Here is a 17041-nt window from a genome sequence, read left to right on the forward strand (position 1 = left end):
CTCAGTATTGCGTCGGGCCGCGGGTCGCGTGATTCGATCGCCCGCAAACGACCACAATGGCTCCATCGAACACCGCACCCTAGATGATCTCCTCGACCGCGTCGTCGCGTACGCCGCGCGGCCCGGCACGTCCGTCGTCGGCATCACCGGACCACCGGGTGCCGGAAAGACCACGCTCGCCGAGGCGCTCGTCGCGGCTGCCGGGGCACAGCTCGGACAGTCTGCGGTCGCGCACGTGCCGATGGACGGCTTCCACCTCGCCGACGTCGAGCTGCGCCGCCTCGGGCGGTTGGCCCGCAAGGGCGCGCCCGACACCTTCGACGCTGCGGGCTACGCGGCCCTGCTGCAACGGATCCGCCTGCCGCGGGCCGAGGTGGTCTATGCCCCGGCCTTCGAGCGGGATCTCGAGCAACCGATCGCGGGAGCCATCGGAGTCGGGCCCGAGGTCCGGGTGGTCGTCACCGAAGGGAACTACCTTCTGCTCGAAACCGCGCAGTGGCGCGCAGTCGCGGCTGAAATCGACGAGATCTGGTACTGCACAGTCGATGACGCCGTGCGGCTGCGACGACTCGTCGATCGTCACATCCGGTTCGGCAAGCCCGCGGAGGCTGCCCGGCGCTGGGTACAGGAGGTTGACGAGCCCAATGCCCGTCTGGTCGCCGCGACCGCATGCCGCGCGGCCGGCGTCGTCAGGATGACCTCATGAGCAGGAGCAGGCCCACCAAAGCCGATGTCGCCAGGCTGGCCAAGGTTTCCACCGCGACGGTCAGCTACGTGCTGAACAACGTTGAAGGGCAGCGTATCTCGGAACAGACCCAGGCCGCCGTGCGCAGTGCCGCCGCCGAACTGGGATACCGCCCGAACCTCGCGGCACGCAATCTCGCGGTCGGCGGCAGCGGTGTGGTGCTCTACATCGTCGGCCGGCTGTCGTTGGGCAACCTTCCCATCGAGGTCGGCAGCAAGCTGACCACGGCGCTGGCGCGCCACGGTGTGGTGTTGTCCCTGCAGTTCGAGACCGACGACGACCGCAACGTGGTGGACGCCATCGCCGACCTGAACCCGATGGCCGTCACCAGCACCTTCCCGCTGACCGGCGCCGCGCTGGCCGCGGTGACCGCGGCGGGCATACCGCAGATCCACCTCGGCAGTTCGCAGCTGCACTCGATCGGCGAGCTCGATCGCAGCGTCGGCGAGATGCGCGTTGAGCACCTGAGGGCACGTGGGCATTCGCGGCTGGCGTTCGCCTACACCACCGACGAGGAACTGCGGCCGCTTGGTGACTACTGGCTCGTCGGGTTGCGTGCGGCGGCGAAGCGCCGTGGGCTGCCCGAGATCGAGGTCGCGAGTTTCGCCGCGGACGGATCGAACGCAGCGGACATCGTTGGCAATTGGGCCGCGGCGGGCGTGACCGCGATCTGTGCCCAGAGCGACGAGACGGCGTTCGTGGTCCTCCATGGTTTACGCCGGGCCGGTTTGCGCTGCCCGCAGGACATGGCGGTGATGGGCGTGAACGCCATCGAGCTGGGCGCGGTGAGCTTCCCCCCGCTGACGTCGGTGGCGTTCGACGCCAAGGCAATCGTCGACGTGGCGGTCGCGGCGATGATGTCCGAGCTGGGCTACCCCACCGAACCCGAGCCGAGCAGTGCGGGCGTGGCGAGGCTCATCGAGCGCGACTCCACCTGACGCGTGTCCCGGTCGTCCAGCTCGAGAGAACCGCTGAGCTACTTACGCGCATAAGCATGCCTGTGTAAACTCCGTTCTCGGACACAGAGAGGTGGATTACCGTGACAGTGAGCGCGACCCAGAAGGTGTACTTCGACCCCTACGACGTCGAGATCAACGCCGATCCGTATCCCACATTCGCCCGGCTGCGCGACGAAGCGCCGCTGTACTACAACGAGCAGCATGACTTCTTCGCGCTGAGCCGGTTCGCCGATGTCAACAGGGCGCTCGTCGACCACGAGACCTTCAGCTCGGCTCGCGGCGCCATCATCGAGCTGATCAAAGCCAACATCGACATCCCTTCGGGCGCACTGATCTTCGAGGACCCGCCGATCCATGACATCCATCGCAAGCTGCTGGCTCGAATGTTCACGCCCCGCAAGATCAATGCGCTCGAACCCAAGATTCGCGAGTTCTGTGCGCAGTCCCTCGACCCACTCGTTGGCGCGGGCACGTTCGACTTCATCACCGACTTCGGCGCCGTGATGCCGATGCGCGTGATCAGCGCGCTCCTTGGTATCCCGGAGGGCGACCAGGAGATGATCCGCGACCACGGCAACGAGCAGTTGAGAACCGAGGCGGGTCAACCCATGAAGGCGGCCAAGGAAGGCCTGGTCGACGGGTCGATCTTCGAGGCCTACATCGACTGGCGCAAGGACAATCCGTCCGACGACATCATGACGGACCTGCTCAACGTCGACTTCACCGACGAGCACGGCGTCACCCGCAAGCTCACCCGTGAGGAACTGCTGATCTACATCAATGTGGTGGCGGGAGCGGGCAACGAGACCACCACGCGGTTGATCGGCTGGGCGGCAAAGGTTTTGGCCGAGCACCCGGATCAACGACGCCAGCTCGTCGAGAACCCGGGGCTGATCCCGCAGGCGGTGGAGGAGCTGCTGCGCTTCGAGCCGCCGGCCCCGCACGTGGCCCGGTACGTGACCCGCGACGTCGAGTTCTACGGCCGGACCGTGCCCGAGGGCAGTGTCATGATGATGCTGATCGGAGCGGCGGTGCGCGACAGTCGCCAGTTCCCGCCCGACGGCGAGGTTTTCGACATCCACCGCGAACAGCGCCAGCATCTGGCGTTCAGCGTCGGCACGCACTACTGCCTGGGTTCGGCGCTCGCCCGGCTGGAGGGCCGCATCGCGCTTGAGGAGATCCTCAAGCGCTTCCCGGTATGGGAGGTGGACCTGGACAACGCCGCGTTGTCACCGACCTCCACGGTGCGCGGCTGGGATTCCATGCCTGCCTTCGTGCCCTGACCTAGTCGCTGGCAGGCAGCGGCTTGGCCTCCTTGAGATTTAGCGCGGTGGTGCCGATCGACAGCGTGCCCGCACCCGCCTTGGTGACCAGAACCTCGGCGCCACCGTCGTCGACATAGCGTTTGCCCATCAGATTGCCGTCGGCGAAGGCGGGGTCGATCGTTGCACCCGAGTCCTTTTCGGCGTCGAGGGCGATCATCGCGACACCCCCCGCGCGCAGATCATCGAGGCTGTCGGCGCTGCGCACGACGATCACCTGGGTATCGCATACCTGGCTCTGGAGGCGGGTGCCGTTCTTGATCATGCTGACTCCTTGGTGGTTGGGCTGCCTGGCCGCGACTGTGCATCCTCTGCGAGTTCCTGGCCGATTTTTCGCAGACGATTCACGCTCGCGGAACGGGCGGTACCGGCTGAAGTTCATCGACGAGCTGGCGGCGCAGCACCTTGCCGGTGGCGTTGGTGGGCAGTTCATCGCGGAACACCACCCGGTCGGGGGTGCGGGAACCGCGCAGCTGCTGACGCACGTGTTCGCGTAACTCGTCGGGGTCGGGCGAGGCGCCTTCGGCAGGCACCACCACGGCGACGATGATCTGCCCCCACTGGGGATCCTCCGGCCCGACCACGGCCACGTCGCGCACCGCCGGATGCTCGACGAGCACATCCTCGATCTCGGCCGGGGCGATGTTCTCGCCGCCGCGGATGATGGTGTCGTCCGAGCGGCCGCCGATGAACAGGTAGCCTTCCTCGTCAAGCATCGCAACGTCTTTGGTGGGAAACCAGCCTTGGGCGTCGAGCACCGACCCGATGTCGGTGTAGCGACCGGAAACCTGCTCGCCCCGCACGAACAGCTCACCGGTCTCGCCCGGGCCGAGCACGGTGCCGTCGTCGGCGCGGATCTGCACCTCGATACCTGGTACCACCTTTCCCACCGATCCGAGCCGCCGGACCACGGCCGGGTCGTCGCCGGCCAGAGCCGCCCGGTGGTCCTCGGGACCGAGAACAGCGATGGTCGAACTGGTTTCGGTGAGTCCGTAGGCGTTGACGAACCCGACGTGGGGCAGCAGCTGCAGTGCCTTGCGGACCAGCGGCAATGCGACCTTGGAACCGCCGTAAGCCAGATTGCGCAACGTCGACAGTGTGCTGCCCGACGCCTCGAGTGCGGTGACGATGCGGTCCAGCATGGTCGGCACGACAGTCGCGGTGGTCACCCCTTCGGACCGCGCCAGCTCGACCCAGCGATTCGCGTCGAAGGTCCGTAGGTACACCATCTTGCGGCCGGCGTACAGATTTGACATGGCCGCCCCGACACCGGCGATGTGATACGGCGGTACGCAGATCAGCGCGGCGTCTTCCGGTGCGGCCGAGTCGAATTCGACTGTCCCGGTGATGTAGCTGGTGAGATTGTTGTGGGTGAGCTCGACGGCCTTGGGACGCGACGTCGTGCCGGAGGTGAAGAGCACCACCGCGACGGCATCGGGATCGATGAATTCCGATACGGGCTCGGACTGGCAGGCCGAGGTCAGGAACTCCTCCGAGGTGATGACTTGTCTGCCTGCACCGGCGACGACGTCGGCATACTCGGCATCGGCGATCACGAGCGGTTCGGCAAGCCGGTCGATGAGTTCACGCAGACCGTCGGCGCTGAGCCGGTAGTTGAGCGGGGTGAACGGCACCCCGGCCCGGGCAGAGGCAAACAGCAGAACGGGCAGGAGCGCGCCGCCGGTGCCGATGTAGGCCACGTGGGCTGCGCGGGACCTCGTGATGACGCCGGCGCCCCCGTCGGCCAGCGCACTCAATTCCCCGGCGGTGAGGCGGATATCGTCGGACACCACCGCGGTGCGGTCCGGGTTGCCCGACACCGCCATCTCCAGCAGCAGCGAAATACTCATAGGCCCTGTCCCGGTGCGTCGACGAAGATATCGATGATCGGATCATCCCCGCCACCGTATCGGGACAGGTCGGTGACGCCGGAGGCGGTGAGCACCTGCGAGTCGATGAAGCATTGCCCGGTGACCTCGGCGGCCGGACGGGAGAGGATCTCGACGGCGGCGTCCGCCATGATCTCCGGGCTGCGCGACGCGGCGAGCATGTCCGTGCCGCCGGCACCGTTGGCCACGGCGGCAGTCGCGATGTAGGTCTCGGGCCACAGGCAGCTGAAACCGATTCCGGCTCCGTCTTTTTCGGAGGCGTATTCGGCGGCCCAGCCCAGTGACAGCAGCGTCATACCGTATTTGGACAGCGTGTAGGACGGGTGGGCGCCGAGCCAGTACGGGTTCATGTTTATCGGCGGGGCCAGCGTCAGCACGTGCGGATTGGCAGAGCGGCGCAGATGCGGCAGTGCGGCCTTGGTGAGCAGGAACGTGCCGCGCACATTGATGTCCATCATCAGGTCGAACTTCTTGGCCGACAACGCCTCGGTGGGTTCGGTGGCAATGGCGCTGGCGTTGTTGACGACGATGTCGATGCCGCCGAAATGTTCGACGGCGGTGGCGACCGCGCGTGCGACGTCGTCGTCGTTGCGAACATCCCCGACCACCGCGACGGCTTTGCCGCCGGCGGCTTCCACTTCGGAGACTGCGGTGTACACGGTGCCCGGCAGCTTGGGGTGCGGTTCGGCGGTCTTGGCCAGCAGCACCACGTTCGCTCCGCGGCGGGCAGCGCCGAGCGCGATCGCCAGGCCGATGCCGCGACTGCCGCCGGATACGACCAGGGTGCGATCGGTGAATGAGTCCTGTTGGCTGGGCATGGGCCTCCTCGCGCGCCGCCGTCATTTGATGGTATTGCCATTCTCATTTTTAGCAAGTCTCGTAATCATAGAGTCACGCGCGTGGACTTACGCCGGGCCTCGGCGCTTTCGGCCAGTACCTGCCCGGTATTTTCCCAGTGCGGTATTGGCATTCTCTTTTTTGGCAAGTACGTTATCCAGTGATGAGCGACGACGTACAGACCCCTTCGGGCATCCCACTGGCGCCCGTGTACGGACCGGGCGACCGGGCCGGCGAACCACCGGCGCCGGGCATCTACCCGTTCACCCGCGGCAACTTTGCGTCCGGATACCGCGGTAAGACCTGGACGTTCCGGCAATATTCGGGCTTCGGCACGGCAGAGGAGTCCAATCGCCGGTACCGCTACCTGCTCGAGCAGGGCGGCACAGGCCTGTCGGTGGCCCTGGACCTGCCCACCCAATGTGGCTATGACTCCGACGACGACGAGTACGCAGAAGAGGTCGGCCGCGTGGGTGTCGCGGTGGACACCCTTGCCGACGCCGAGATTCTCTTCGACGGCATCCCGCTCGACGCGATCAGCACGAGCTTCACCATCAACGGCACGGCAGCGATCCTGCTGGCCTTCTACGTCGCCGCGGCCGAACGCAAGGGCGTCCCGCGCGAAAAGCTCACCGGCACCATCCAGAACGACATCCTCAAGGAGTACGCGTCGCGCGGCACGTGGATCTGGCCGCCGGAACCGTCGCTGCGGCTCATTGCCGACACCATCGAGTTCTGCGCTGCCGAGGTGCCGCGGTTCAACGCGATCTCGGTGGCCGGGGCGCACTTCCGCGACGCCGGAGCCAACGCCGTACAGGAGATGGCGTTCACCCTGGCCGACGGCGTCACCTACTGCGACACCGTGGTCGAGCGCGGGCGCATGAGCATCGACAAGTTCGCCCCACAGATCTCGTTCTTCTTCTACACCCACGGCGACTTCTTCGAGGAGATCGCCAAGTACCGTGCGGGCCGGCGGCGCTGGGCCACCATCGTGCGGGAGCGCTACGGCGCCACCACCGACAAGGCATCGATGTTCCGCTTCGGGTGTGTGTCCGGCGGTGCCTCGCTCTATGCACCACAGGCCCAGAACAACTTGGTGCGCGTCGCGTATGAGGCTCTCGCGTCGGTGCTCGGCGGCGTGCAGTCGATGTTCACCGCCGCGTGGGACGAACCGTTCGCGTTGCCCAGCGAAGAGTCGGCGACGCTGGCGCTGCGCACCCAGCAGATCCTCGCCTACGAGACCGGCGTGACCAAAGTTGCCGATCCGCTGGGTGGTTCGTACTTCGTCGAAGCGCTGACCGATGCCACCGAAGCCAAGATCATCGACATCATGTCCGACCTGGAGGCGCACGGCGGCATGGTGCGCTGCATCGAGGACGGCTACCTGCAGGGCCTGATCGCCGACGAAGCCTTCAAGATTCACAACGAGATCGAGTCGGGCGAGCGGCCGGTGGTCGGTGTCAACCGGTTTGTCGTCGACGAGCCGGCACCGGACCTCGCGACCTACGAGCTCGACGCCGAAGGGCGTGACCTGCAACTCAAACGGTTGAGCAAGGTCAAGGCCGAGCGTGATGCGGCGGCCGTTGCAGAAAGTCTTGCCGCACTGAAGCGCTCTGCGGAAGGAACCGACAATCTGATGCACAAGCTGATCGACTGTGCCAACGCGTATTGCACGGTGGGGGAGATGGTATCGGCGCTCAAAGCGGTATGGGGCGAGTTCCGGCAGCCGGTGGTGTTCTAGTGGTCACCCGCGTACTGGTCGCAAAACCGGGGCTCGACGGTCATGATCGCGGTGCCAAGATCGTCGCGCGCACCCTGCGCGATGCCGGATTCGAGGTCATCTACACCGGCATCCGGCAGCGCATCGAAGACATCGTGTCGATCGCACTTCAGGAAGACGTGGCCCTGGTGGGTCTTTCGATCCTCTCGGGGGCGCACGTGGCGCTCACCGCTCGGACCGTCGAAGCGCTGCGGGCCGCTGACGCCGACGATATCGCGGTCGTCGTCGGGGGCACCATCCCGCAGGGCGACGTGCAGAAATTGCTGGACGCGGGTGCGGCCGCGGTGTTTCCGACGGGCACTGCGTTGGAGGAATTGGTGACCGAGGTTCGCGCTCTCACAGAAAAGGTCTCAGGCTGATGCGTCTTGGCGTCATGATCGGGGCGGAACGCGGCGACATGCCCCGCAAGGTCTCCAAACTGATCTCCGATATCCAGTGGGCCGAAGCGGCCGGTCTGGACAGTGCGTGGATGCCGCAGGTGCCCAACGACTTCGACTGCCTCACCATGGTCGCGTTGATGGCGGCGAACACCTCGCGCATCGAGCTCGGGACCGCGGTGGTGCCACTGCAAGCGCAGCACCCCATCGCGCTGGCCCGCCAAGCGCTTTCGGTGCACGCCATGTCGGCGGGCCGGCTGGCCCTCGGCGTGGGTCCGTCGCACCACTGGATCATTCGCGACATGCTGGGCCTGCCCTACCAGAAGCCGGCCGCATACACCCGCGACTATCTGCAGGTGTTGAACGCCGCACTCGCCGGGCCGGGAGATGTTGACGTGGAGAATGATTCGTTCACGGTGCACAACCCCACGGTGCTCGGAGCGGATACGCCGATGCCGGTGCTGGTGTCCGCGCTGGGCCCGGTGATGTTGCAGATCGCCGGTGAGCATGCCGATGGCACATCGCTGTGGATGGCCGACGAGAAGGCCATCGGCGAACACATCGCGCCGAAGATCAACAGGGCCGCGGCAGAGGCGGGCAAGCCCGCGCCGCGCATCGTCGCAGGCATCCCCGTCACGCTGTGCACCAACTCCGAGATCGAGACCGCCAAGGACCGGGCCAACCGCGTGCTCGCCGAGGCCGAGACGTCGCCGAACTACCAGCGGCTGCTCGACCGGGGTGAGGCGCGCAATGTCGGCGACCTCTGCGCAGCCGGCGACGAGGAGTCAATCCTCAAGCGGTTCAAGCAGTTCGCCGACGCCGGTGTCACGGATCTGTCGGTGCGGTTGCTGCCGATCGGGGAGAACCGTGACGATCTCATCGCGTCCAAGTACCGCACGCGTGAGGTGATCGCGGAGCTTGCCAAGGCAGTGCGGTGACAAGCCCTCTTGCGGGTGTCCGCATCATCGAGGTCGGCGTCATGCTCGCCGGCCCGTACGCCACCATGATGTTGGCCGACCTGGGCGCAGAGGTGATCAAGGTGGAGCCGCCCGGCGGGGAGATCTCCCGGCAGGTCAGTGACAGCTACTTCGCCAGCCTCAACCGAGGTAAGCGCAGCATCTGCCTCGACCTCGCCTCGGAACCCGGTCAGGCGAAACTCGCCGAGCTGGTGGCCGATTCGCATGCGCTGCTGGTCAACATGAAACCTTCGGTGATCCGCCGGCTCGGGCTCACCTACGACAACCTGCGCCGGTTCAATCCCCAGATCGTGTGCGTAGCGATGACGGGCTTCGGACTGGCCGGGGGTGACGACCCGGCGTTCGACTACGTGATCCAGGCCGCCACCGGCGTGGCCTCGATGACCGGTGATCCCGACGGACCGCCGACGCTGCCGGGTTACTCTTCGGCGGACAACTCCACGGGCCTGACCGCTGCGCTGGGCCTGCTGGCGATGATCGTTTCGGGCAAGGGCGGCCAGGTCGACGTCTCACTGCGCGACGTGATGCTCTCGCAGCTGAACTACCGCGCGGCGGCCTATCTCAATGATGGCGCAGAGCCGCGGCGGTACCCGTTCGGCGCCCACTCGTATTATGTTCCGGCCCAGCTGTTCCCGACCGCTGACGGCCATCTCGCCTTGTTCATCACCCACGATGGCTTCTGGAAGTCGTTCGCGCAGGAGGCGAAGATCGACGGTTTCGCGACCATGGCCGAGCGCGCCGCACGGCGCGAGGAAGTGCTCGACGTGGTGACGGCGGTTCTGGCCGGCGATACCGCGCTCGGTTGGGAGGCGCGGCTGAAACCGCTGGGCATCCCGACTGCGGCCGTGCGCACCCTGCCCGAAGCGTTGGCTGACACGCCGGAAGCCGTGGTCGCCGCCGGGGATTTCCGATTGGTGGGCAGCCCTATTCGCATCGCCGGGTATACCCCGGATTACCGCCCGCCGCCGGCGCTGGCCGAGCGTTCGGCCGCTCAATCTTCGTCGTAGGAGACCGTCACCAGATCGCAGTCCGGGATCGCCTGGCAGGTGAGCACATAGCCGTCGGCGACCTCGTCGTCGTCCAAGGCATCGTTGACCCGCATGGTCGCGGTGCCCTCGAGGAGTTTGGCCATGCAGGTGCCACAGTTACCCGCCTCGCAGGAGAACGGCGGCGTCATCCCGGCTCGGCGAGCGCTTTCCAGCAGCGTTTCACCCTGTCGCCGCGGTACGGACACCCGTTCTTTCTCGAACATGATCGTCACCTGGCCGCCGGTTTCGCCGGCGGCCGTGGCGGACATCGGTTCTGCCGTCATGAGACTCCCTGTGCACTGCGATTCTGACATAGCGAGAATATCATTCTCCAGAAATGATAGTATCTTCTCATCCGTCCGCAGGACGATCTGACTACGGGGAGGTTGGCGAAGGTGTCCGATGGGTCGAGTCGTGGCTGACGGCGTCGCGCTCGCGTACGGGGACCGCGAGTACACCCGCGCCGAATTGACCGCACTCGCCGGCGGGGCGGCTGAGGTGCTGCGCCGCCGAGGGGTCGGGCAAGGGGACCGGGTGGCACTGATGTCTTCCAACCGGCCAGAGTTCGTGACTGCCCTTCAGGCCATCTGGACACTCGGGGCGGCCGCGGTGTTGCTCAGTCCCGTCTGGAAGGCCGGCGAGGTCGCCCACGCCCTGGCCCTGACCACTCCCGGACATGCGGTGGGCGATAACGACGTGCTTGCTACGCACATGCCGATGCTGCATATCCAGGAACTGGGCGACGCACCGGCCGGCGCCGAACCGTGGACATATCAGCCCCCCGAACCCGACACTGACGCACTGTTCGTGTTCAGCTCCGGCACCACGGGCCTGCCCAAGGCGGTCCGGCACACGCACCGCGGTTTCGCCGTGGCGATCCGGCATTGGCGGTGCGCGTTGGGCCTTACCGCGGCCGACCGGCTGCAGATCATGACACCGCCATCACACATCCTGGGACTGCTCAACATCGCAATGGCGCTCGACACCGGGGCCTGGATTCGGTTGCATCCGCGCTTCGAGGTCGAAACGATGTTGCGCCACATCGAGTCTGATCGGATCACCATCGAAATGGCAGTGGCGCCCATCGCTTTGGCGCTCGCCGCGCATCCTCATCTGGAGCGCTATGACCTGTCCTCGCTGCGATACATCATGTGGTGCGCCACGCCGGTCACCCGCAGCGTCGCCGACGCCGTCACCGCACGATGCGGGGTGAACTGGGTGACGGCCTACGGCGCCACCGAACTGCCCGTCATCGCCTGTAACCCGTTGCGCGGAGCGCGCATCGACACCGTCGGCCGGCCCGCAGCGGGCGTCAGCGTTCGGATCGGTGCGGGCGGGGAGATCCAGGTGTGCTCCGAATCGGTGATGGCGGGTTACCTGCCGCCCGAAGCCGACGCCGATGCGTTCTGCGACGGCTGGTACCGCACCGGCGATATCGGCCAGCTCGACGACAACGGATTTCTCCACATCACCGACCGCAGCAAGGACATGGTGAAGGTGCGTGGATTCCAGGTCGCGCCCGCCGAGGTCGAGGCCGTACTGCACAGCCACCCCGCGGTGGCGGACTGTGCCGTGTTCGGGGAGCCCGACCCGGTCGACGGCGAGGCCGTCGTCGCCGTCGTGGCAACCGCGTCCGCGGTGAGCGCCGCGGAACTCATCGACCACGTCGGGGACCGTCTGGCGTCGTACAAGCGGCCCGCCCGGGTCGAGTTCGCCACCGATATACCCCGATTACCTTCCGGAAAGGTACTGCGACGAGTGTGCAAGGAGCGGCATGGACGTCCGTCTGACGGCTGAACAGCAGCAGCTGCGCGAGGCCGCAGCCAAGCTGGCCGACGATCTCGGACCCGGTGCGGTCCAGGAGTTGTCGGATGACGGGCGGATCGCCCGGTTGGAGAGCACCGTGGCCGCCACCGAGTGGCGGTCGCTGCGTTCGGACGGAGCCTCCGGGGTCGAGGTGGCGATCGTCGCCGAGGAGTTCGCGCGCGGGCTGGTCGATGTGCCGTTCCTCGGGCCGGTTCTGGCCGACGATCTGTCCCGCCGCCTCGGCCGGGCGGTGACCGTCCCTGCCGACGTCGCAGGCACGGCCGGAGTGGATCTGACCCGCAGCGCCGCAGGTGTGATCGAAACACCAAGCGAACTCGACGCTTTGGCCGCCGAGGACGCGCAGCGTTGGCGCGCATTGGCCTTGACGGCCAGCACGGCCGACCTGGTCGGGGCGGCCCGCGGGGCCCACGTCCTGGCCTGCGATTACGCGAAGGTGCGGGAACAGTACGGCTCGACGATCGGCTCGTACCAAGCGATCGCGCACCTGCTGGCCGAGGGACTGGCCCTGATCGAAGGGTCGACCAGCGTGCTGAGGCACGCGGCGTGGGCCGTCGACGAACTACCGGCCATGCAGGCCGTGCAGGCCGCGCGGATCGCCAAGATCTACTGCGCCCGGGCCGCCCGCACCGTCTGCGAGACCGCGATCCAGGTGCACGGCGGCATCGGGAACACCTGGGAATGCCTGGCGCACGTGTATCTGCGCCGCGTCCTGACATCGACCGAATTGTGGCCCGTCGGACTGGAGGATATCGATCTTGGACTTTCGTGATTCACCCGATGAGGCGGCCTTCCGGAACCGACTGAGGACCTGGCTGGCGGACAACGCGGCATCGTTCAAGGCCTCCGGTGACGACTACTGGGCCCGGATGGTGCAGTGGCATCAAGCTCTCTATGCCGCAGGGTTTTTCGGAACCTCATGGCCCAGAGAATTCGGTGGCCAGGACCTGCCGCCGGTCTACGACGTCATCGTCGACGAGGAGCTCGCCCGGGCCGGTGCGCCACCGCGCCCGAGTCTGGGCTATCTGGTGGTGGGTCTTGGGCATCACGGCGGCAAGGAATTACAGCAGCGGTTTTTGCCCGGCATGATCAACGGCACCGAGCGCTGGTGTCAAGGCTTCTCGGAGCCCGGCGCAGGGTCGGATCTGGCATCGTTGACCACCACGGCAACCCGCGACGGCGACAACTACATCATCAACGGGCACAAGATCTGGACCAGTTACTCCGATGTCGCGGACTGGTGCCTGGTACTGGCTCGCACCGACAAGGATGTTCCTCGGCACAAAGGCATTTCGGCCTTCATCGTGTCGATGCACCAGGACGCCGTCGAGCAGCGGCCGCTGCAGATGATCAACGGCGTCACCACCGAGTTCGGTCAGGTCACCTTCGACGGTGCCGTCGTGCCCGCCGCGCAGATGGTCGGTGCGCCGGGTGATGGGTGGCGCCTCGCCATGACCGTGGTCAGTCATGAGCGGGAACCGTCGACTCTGGGATACTCCGCACGGTACGGAAAACTGTTGCGTGAGATGACGTCTCGCGTTGCGGGCACGGTTCCGGAGGAATTGGCGTGGGCCGCGGTCCAAGCCGAGATGCTGCGCTTGCACGTCCGCCGACGACTGTCCGAACAGCTCGACGGAATCAACCACGGGCCGCAGGGGTCGTTGGACAAGCTGTTGATGACGTGGGTCGAGCAGTCTGTCGGCCATGCCGCGTTGGCGGTCAGCGGCACCCGCGACCCCGAACTGCTCAGCGCTTATCTCTACAGCCGCGCGCAGAGCGTCATGGGCGGCACGTCGCAGATCCAGAAGAACATCATCGCGTCGCGAATCCTCGGACTGGGGGTATGAGAGCACATGTACGGAATGCCAGAAGAAATCGACGTGCGGGCCGACGGCGCTCTGCGCATCATCACGCTGAATCGGCCCGATGCGCTCAACGCCGTCAACGACAACCTCCACGTCGGGCTGGCGCGGCTGTGGGAGGCGCTCAACGAGGACGCCGATGCGCGTGCGGCGGTGATCACCGGTGCGGGCCGGGCCTTTTCGGCCGGCGGCGACTTCAACTACCTCGATGAGTTGCGCCGTGACGAGGCCTTGCGGCAGAAGACGATCAAGCACGGGCGTGACCTCGTCATCGGTATGCTCCGTTGCCGCATCCCGGTCATCGCTGCCGTCAACGGCCCGGCGGTAGGACTCGGCTGCAGCCTGGCGGCGCTGTCCGACGTCGTCTACATCGCCGAGAACGCCCACTTCGCCGATCCGCACGTGCAGATCGGGCTGGTGGCCGCCGACGGTGGTCCACTGGTGTGGGGTTCGCAGATCAGCCTGTTACAGGCCAAGGAATTCGCGCTGACCGGCACGCGGATCAAGGCCCGGCGCGCAGTCGAACTCGGCCTGGCCAACCATGTCGTGGAAGATCCGCTGGCCGAGGCGATCGCGTGCGCGAAGAAGATCATGGACCTGCCGAGGCAGGCGGTCGAGGCCACCAAACGGTTGATGAACATGCAGCTCGAACAGCAGGTGATGGCCTCGCTCGACTACGCCAATCTTGCGGAATACGTATCCTTCGGCACCGCTGATTTCAACCGGATCGTCGACGGCTTGATCACCTAGTACCCCTAGCACCGCGAGCGTGCGTGTCTGCTGCCCGACTCCGTGCCGGGGCAGCATTCCACGCACGCTCGCGGAACGTCAGAGCGCGAGTTCTTCGGAACGCTGTACGGTGCCGGTGATTCCGTCGGCGTCCTGGCCGGCCAACAGCACCGCGGCCCGCGCCATGGCCTCGGGCGGTTCCACCATCTCGGGCGGAATCTGCATGCCCGCGCCGCCGGCCTGCCAGCCTTCGGTCAGCACGACCCGTGACGGGCTGAGGCAGTTGACGGCGATGTTGTCACCGCGCAGATCTGCGGCCAGCCCGAGATACAGACGCTCGGCGGCGGCCTTGGAAACCCAGTAGGCGTTGGCACCGGGCATGTCGACGCCCGTGGTGGTGATGGCAATCAATGAGCCGCCGCCACGGGCCCGGACATGCGGGATCACCGCCTTGGTCACGAGGAAGACGCCGGTGAGATTCACGTCGAGGCAGAGCTGCCAGCGTTTCAATGACGTGGTCTCCACGGGCCCGAGCCAGAGCACGCCCGCATTCGCGACCAGGATGTCGATGCCGCCGAACTCCGAAACCGTCGCGGCGACAGCGTCGTTCACGGAACCCTCGCTGGTGACGTCGCAGGGCACGGCAAGGGCGCGCCCGCCGGCTTCGGTGATCTCCGCTGCCACCGAACCGATGGTGCCGGGTAGCTTGCCGGGTTGTTCGGACCGTGCCGCGACGGCGACGGCCGACCCCTCGGCGGCCAACGCGCGAGCGATCGTCGCCCCGATGCCACGGCTGGCGCCGGCGACGAACGCGACCTTCCGCTCGAGCGAGTGGGTCGACGCCGGTTCAGGCACGCTCATGGCCTGTCGAGGGTGCGTGAAGTGCTGACAGATACCGGCGTGTTGACCGGCAGACACGCACGCTCGCGGTGCAAAGGGGGCACGGACACAGCCGTCACTTCGGGGGGAACCGCAGGGCCCCGTCGAGGCGGATGACCTCACCGTTGAGGTAGTCGTTCTCGATGACGCTCTGGGCCAGCTGCGCGTACTCCACCGAACGACCCATGCGCTTGGGGAACGGCACCTGCGGGCCCCAGTACTGCTCGAGTTGGTCGGCTGCTTTGCCGTAGGCCGGGGTGTTGATGGTGCCGGGCGCGATGGTGACGACGCGAATGCCCAACGGGGACAGATCTCGCGCGGCGACGAGTGTCATGCCGAGCACGCCGCCCTTGGCTGCGGAGTAGGGCAGTTGGCCGATCTGGCCTTCGTATCCGGCGATGGAGGCCGTGTTGACGATGACGCCTCGGCCACCCTCGTCGAGAGGCTCTGTCTTGGCGATGGCCGCTGCCGACAGCCGCATCACATTGAACACCGCGGTCAGATAGAACTCGATGGTTTTCTTGAAGCCGTCGAGGTCCAGGGGCGAGCCGTCCTTGCCGACCAACCGGCCGCCGCTGGCCGGGCCGCCGTGGGTATCGACGGAGATCCGCAGCGGTCCAAGAGATTCCGCTTCGGCGATGGCCGCCAACACCGATTCCTCGGAGGTGGCATCGGTGGAGACGTAGCGGATGCCGAGTTCCTTCTCCAGTGCGGCGCCCTTGTCGTCGGCAAGGTCGGCGACGACCACCTTGGCGCCGGCGCCGTGCAACCGGCGCACGGTTGCCTCGCCCAGGCCACCTGCACCACCGACGACGATCGCGGAACTTCCGGCGATTTGCATAGAGTTCCCCTTCTTGCAATTCATACTCTCAGTCAGAGAGAATAGCATTCTCATGACGGGTGAACCAGGGAGACCTTCGATGCTCGAACCCGGGTTCTGCTCCGTAGGCTCACAGTGATGTCCACCATCGAAGAGCTCATCGCCGCTGCGCGCAGCGGATCGGTGCGCGCCATCGGCCGCTTGCTGAGTCTGGTCGAAAGTGACCGCCGGAGCGAGGTTTTGGCAGCGATCGGAACCGCAAAGCCCCGGGTCATCGGCGTCACGGGTCCACCCGGGGCGGGCAAGTCGACCACTGTGGGAGCGCTGGTCGGCGCCTACCGTGCCACGGGCCTGCGCGTCGCGGTCCTGGCCGTCGACCCGTCCTCGCCGTACAGCGGCGGTGCCCTTCTGGGAGACCGCATTCGGATGGCGGCCCACATCAACGACCCCGACGTGCTGATCCGTTCGCTGGCCACCCGCGGGCATCTGGGTGGTCTGGCTGCCGCGGTGCCCGCCGCGATCCAGCTGCTGGCCGCGTTGTCATACGACCTCGTCGTGTTGGAGACCGTCGGTGTTGGGCAATCCGAGATCGAGATCGCCGCGATCGCAGATCCGACGGTGGTGATCCTCAACCCCGGCGCCGGCGACGCGGTGCAAGCCGCCAAGGCCGGTCTGCTGGAGGTCGCCGACTTGGTGGTGGTCAACAAGGCCGACCGCGACGGCGCCGACCAGACGGTGCGCGACCTGCGGGCAGAGACGAGTGCCCCGGTCCTCAAACTCATTGCCGCACAGGGGGAGGGCCTCGCCGAACTGGTCGAGGCGATCGACGCTCATCACCGCGCCGACACCTCGGAGCGGCGCAGCGCCCGGGCCCGCGCCCAGATCCTGTCGCTGGCTCAGACCCTGTTGCGCAACCATGCCGAACTGGATCGGTTGGCGGGCGCCGTCGCCGACGGCAGTTGCGACGCCTACACCGCGGCAGCCCGGTTGATCGCGGATTCAGCCGGGTAGCG

The 17041-nt window shown here is 66.6% G+C and carries 18 protein-coding genes; 12 read left to right on the forward strand and 6 right to left on the reverse strand.

Going from position 1 to position 17041, the window contains the following annotated elements:
* The first annotated feature begins 31 nt into the window (after positions 1-31).
* The 3 genes from BST13_RS10835 (at position 32) to BST13_RS10845 (ending at position 2987) form a co-directional block, all read left to right on the forward strand.
* On the forward strand, positions 32-706 hold the full coding sequence (locus BST13_RS10835) for a nucleoside/nucleotide kinase family protein (RefSeq protein WP_083163880.1): 675 nt from the start codon (positions 32-34) through the stop codon (positions 704-706).
* Positions 703-1683 (forward strand): LacI family DNA-binding transcriptional regulator, encoded by a 981-nt coding sequence (locus BST13_RS10840; RefSeq protein WP_095533492.1) that lies wholly within the window; start codon positions 703-705, stop codon positions 1681-1683. The genes BST13_RS10835 and BST13_RS10840 overlap by 4 nt, the downstream gene beginning before the upstream one ends.
* Before the next feature lie 101 nt (positions 1684-1784).
* Positions 1785-2987, forward strand: a complete 1203-nt coding sequence (locus BST13_RS10845; protein ID WP_083163548.1) for a cytochrome P450 — start codon at positions 1785-1787, stop codon at positions 2985-2987.
* A 1-nt stretch (position 2988) separates the two neighbouring features.
* Here the strand turns inward: BST13_RS10845 and BST13_RS10850 are convergent, their stop codons facing one another.
* The 3 genes from BST13_RS10850 to BST13_RS10860 form a co-directional block, all read right to left on the reverse strand.
* Complete coding sequence (locus tag BST13_RS10850; RefSeq protein WP_083163550.1) at positions 2989-3291, reverse strand: hypothetical protein; 303 nt, start codon at positions 3289-3291, stop codon at positions 2989-2991.
* 79 nt (positions 3292-3370) lie between these two features.
* A complete protein-coding gene (locus tag BST13_RS10855; RefSeq protein WP_083163552.1) occupies positions 3371-4876 on the reverse strand; it encodes a class I adenylate-forming enzyme family protein in 1506 nt (501 codons plus the stop codon).
* Positions 4873-5733: an SDR family oxidoreductase gene (locus BST13_RS10860; RefSeq protein WP_083163554.1), complete on the reverse strand. Its 861-nt coding sequence runs from the start codon at positions 5731-5733 to the stop codon at positions 4873-4875. Before BST13_RS10860 ends, BST13_RS10855 begins: the two co-directional genes overlap by 4 nt.
* Before the next feature lie 182 nt (positions 5734-5915).
* Between BST13_RS10860 and BST13_RS10865 the strand changes: the two genes are divergently transcribed.
* From BST13_RS10865 to BST13_RS10880, 4 genes are read left to right on the forward strand one after another with little or no spacing between them, the layout of a single operon-like run.
* Positions 5916-7493 (forward strand): methylmalonyl-CoA mutase family protein, encoded by a 1578-nt coding sequence (locus tag BST13_RS10865; RefSeq protein WP_083163556.1) that lies wholly within the window; start codon positions 5916-5918, stop codon positions 7491-7493.
* A complete protein-coding gene (locus BST13_RS10870; RefSeq protein WP_083163558.1) occupies positions 7493-7891 on the forward strand; it encodes a cobalamin B12-binding domain-containing protein in 399 nt (132 codons plus the stop codon). The genes BST13_RS10865 and BST13_RS10870 overlap by 1 nt, the downstream gene beginning before the upstream one ends.
* Entirely contained in the window at positions 7891-8847 is a 957-nt protein-coding gene (locus BST13_RS10875) for an LLM class F420-dependent oxidoreductase (RefSeq protein WP_083163560.1), read from the forward strand. Before BST13_RS10870 ends, BST13_RS10875 begins: the two co-directional genes overlap by 1 nt.
* Positions 8844-9893 carry a CaiB/BaiF CoA transferase family protein gene (locus BST13_RS10880; protein ID WP_083163563.1) on the forward strand — a complete coding sequence of 350 codons (1050 nt, stop codon included), beginning with the start codon at positions 8844-8846 and terminating at the stop codon, positions 9891-9893. The genes BST13_RS10875 and BST13_RS10880 overlap by 4 nt, the downstream gene beginning before the upstream one ends.
* On the opposite strand, the gene BST13_RS10885 is transcribed toward BST13_RS10880, so the two are convergent.
* The gene (locus BST13_RS10885) at positions 9878-10198 is read right to left on the reverse strand and encodes a 2Fe-2S iron-sulfur cluster-binding protein (RefSeq protein WP_083163565.1); all 321 of its coding nucleotides are present in this window, start codon (positions 10196-10198) and stop codon (positions 9878-9880) included. The genes BST13_RS10880 and BST13_RS10885 overlap by 16 nt on opposite strands.
* Positions 10199-10316: 118 nt before the next feature.
* Here BST13_RS10885 and BST13_RS10890 point away from each other — a divergent pair, with 118 nt between their 5' ends.
* Genes BST13_RS10890 through BST13_RS10905 form a run of 4 tightly spaced genes read left to right on the forward strand, consistent with a single transcriptional unit; the run spans position 10317 to position 14350 of the window.
* Positions 10317-11711, forward strand: coding sequence for a class I adenylate-forming enzyme family protein (locus tag BST13_RS10890; RefSeq protein WP_083163568.1), 1395 nt, complete (start codon positions 10317-10319; stop codon positions 11709-11711).
* Positions 11689-12510: an acyl-CoA dehydrogenase family protein gene (locus tag BST13_RS10895; protein ID WP_083163882.1), complete on the forward strand. Its 822-nt coding sequence runs from the start codon at positions 11689-11691 to the stop codon at positions 12508-12510. Before BST13_RS10890 ends, BST13_RS10895 begins: the two co-directional genes overlap by 23 nt.
* Positions 12497-13585, forward strand: a complete 1089-nt coding sequence (locus BST13_RS10900) for an acyl-CoA dehydrogenase family protein (protein ID WP_083163570.1) — start codon at positions 12497-12499, stop codon at positions 13583-13585. The genes BST13_RS10895 and BST13_RS10900 overlap by 14 nt, the downstream gene beginning before the upstream one ends.
* Positions 13586-13591: 6 nt before the next feature.
* The gene (locus BST13_RS10905; RefSeq protein ID WP_083163573.1) at positions 13592-14350 is read left to right on the forward strand and encodes an enoyl-CoA hydratase/isomerase family protein; all 759 of its coding nucleotides are present in this window, start codon (positions 13592-13594) and stop codon (positions 14348-14350) included.
* Between the two features lie 78 nt (positions 14351-14428).
* Here the strand turns inward: BST13_RS10905 and BST13_RS10910 are convergent, their stop codons facing one another.
* Complete coding sequence (locus tag BST13_RS10910; protein ID WP_083163575.1) at positions 14429-15190, reverse strand: SDR family NAD(P)-dependent oxidoreductase; 762 nt, start codon at positions 15188-15190, stop codon at positions 14429-14431.
* A 94-nt stretch (positions 15191-15284) separates the two neighbouring features.
* Positions 15285-16049, reverse strand: a complete 765-nt coding sequence (locus BST13_RS10915; RefSeq protein ID WP_083163578.1) for an SDR family NAD(P)-dependent oxidoreductase — start codon at positions 16047-16049, stop codon at positions 15285-15287.
* A gap of 117 nt (positions 16050-16166) precedes the next feature.
* Between BST13_RS10915 and meaB the strand changes: the two genes are divergently transcribed.
* Positions 16167-17039 carry a methylmalonyl Co-A mutase-associated GTPase MeaB gene (gene meaB, locus BST13_RS10920; RefSeq protein ID WP_083163885.1) on the forward strand — a complete coding sequence of 291 codons (873 nt, stop codon included), beginning with the start codon at positions 16167-16169 and terminating at the stop codon, positions 17037-17039.
* Positions 17040-17041 lie beyond the last annotated feature (2 nt).

Source organism: Mycobacterium aquaticum, assembly GCF_002086485.1.
GTDB classification, from domain to species: Bacteria; Actinomycetota; Actinomycetes; order Mycobacteriales; family Mycobacteriaceae; genus Mycobacterium; species Mycobacterium aquaticum.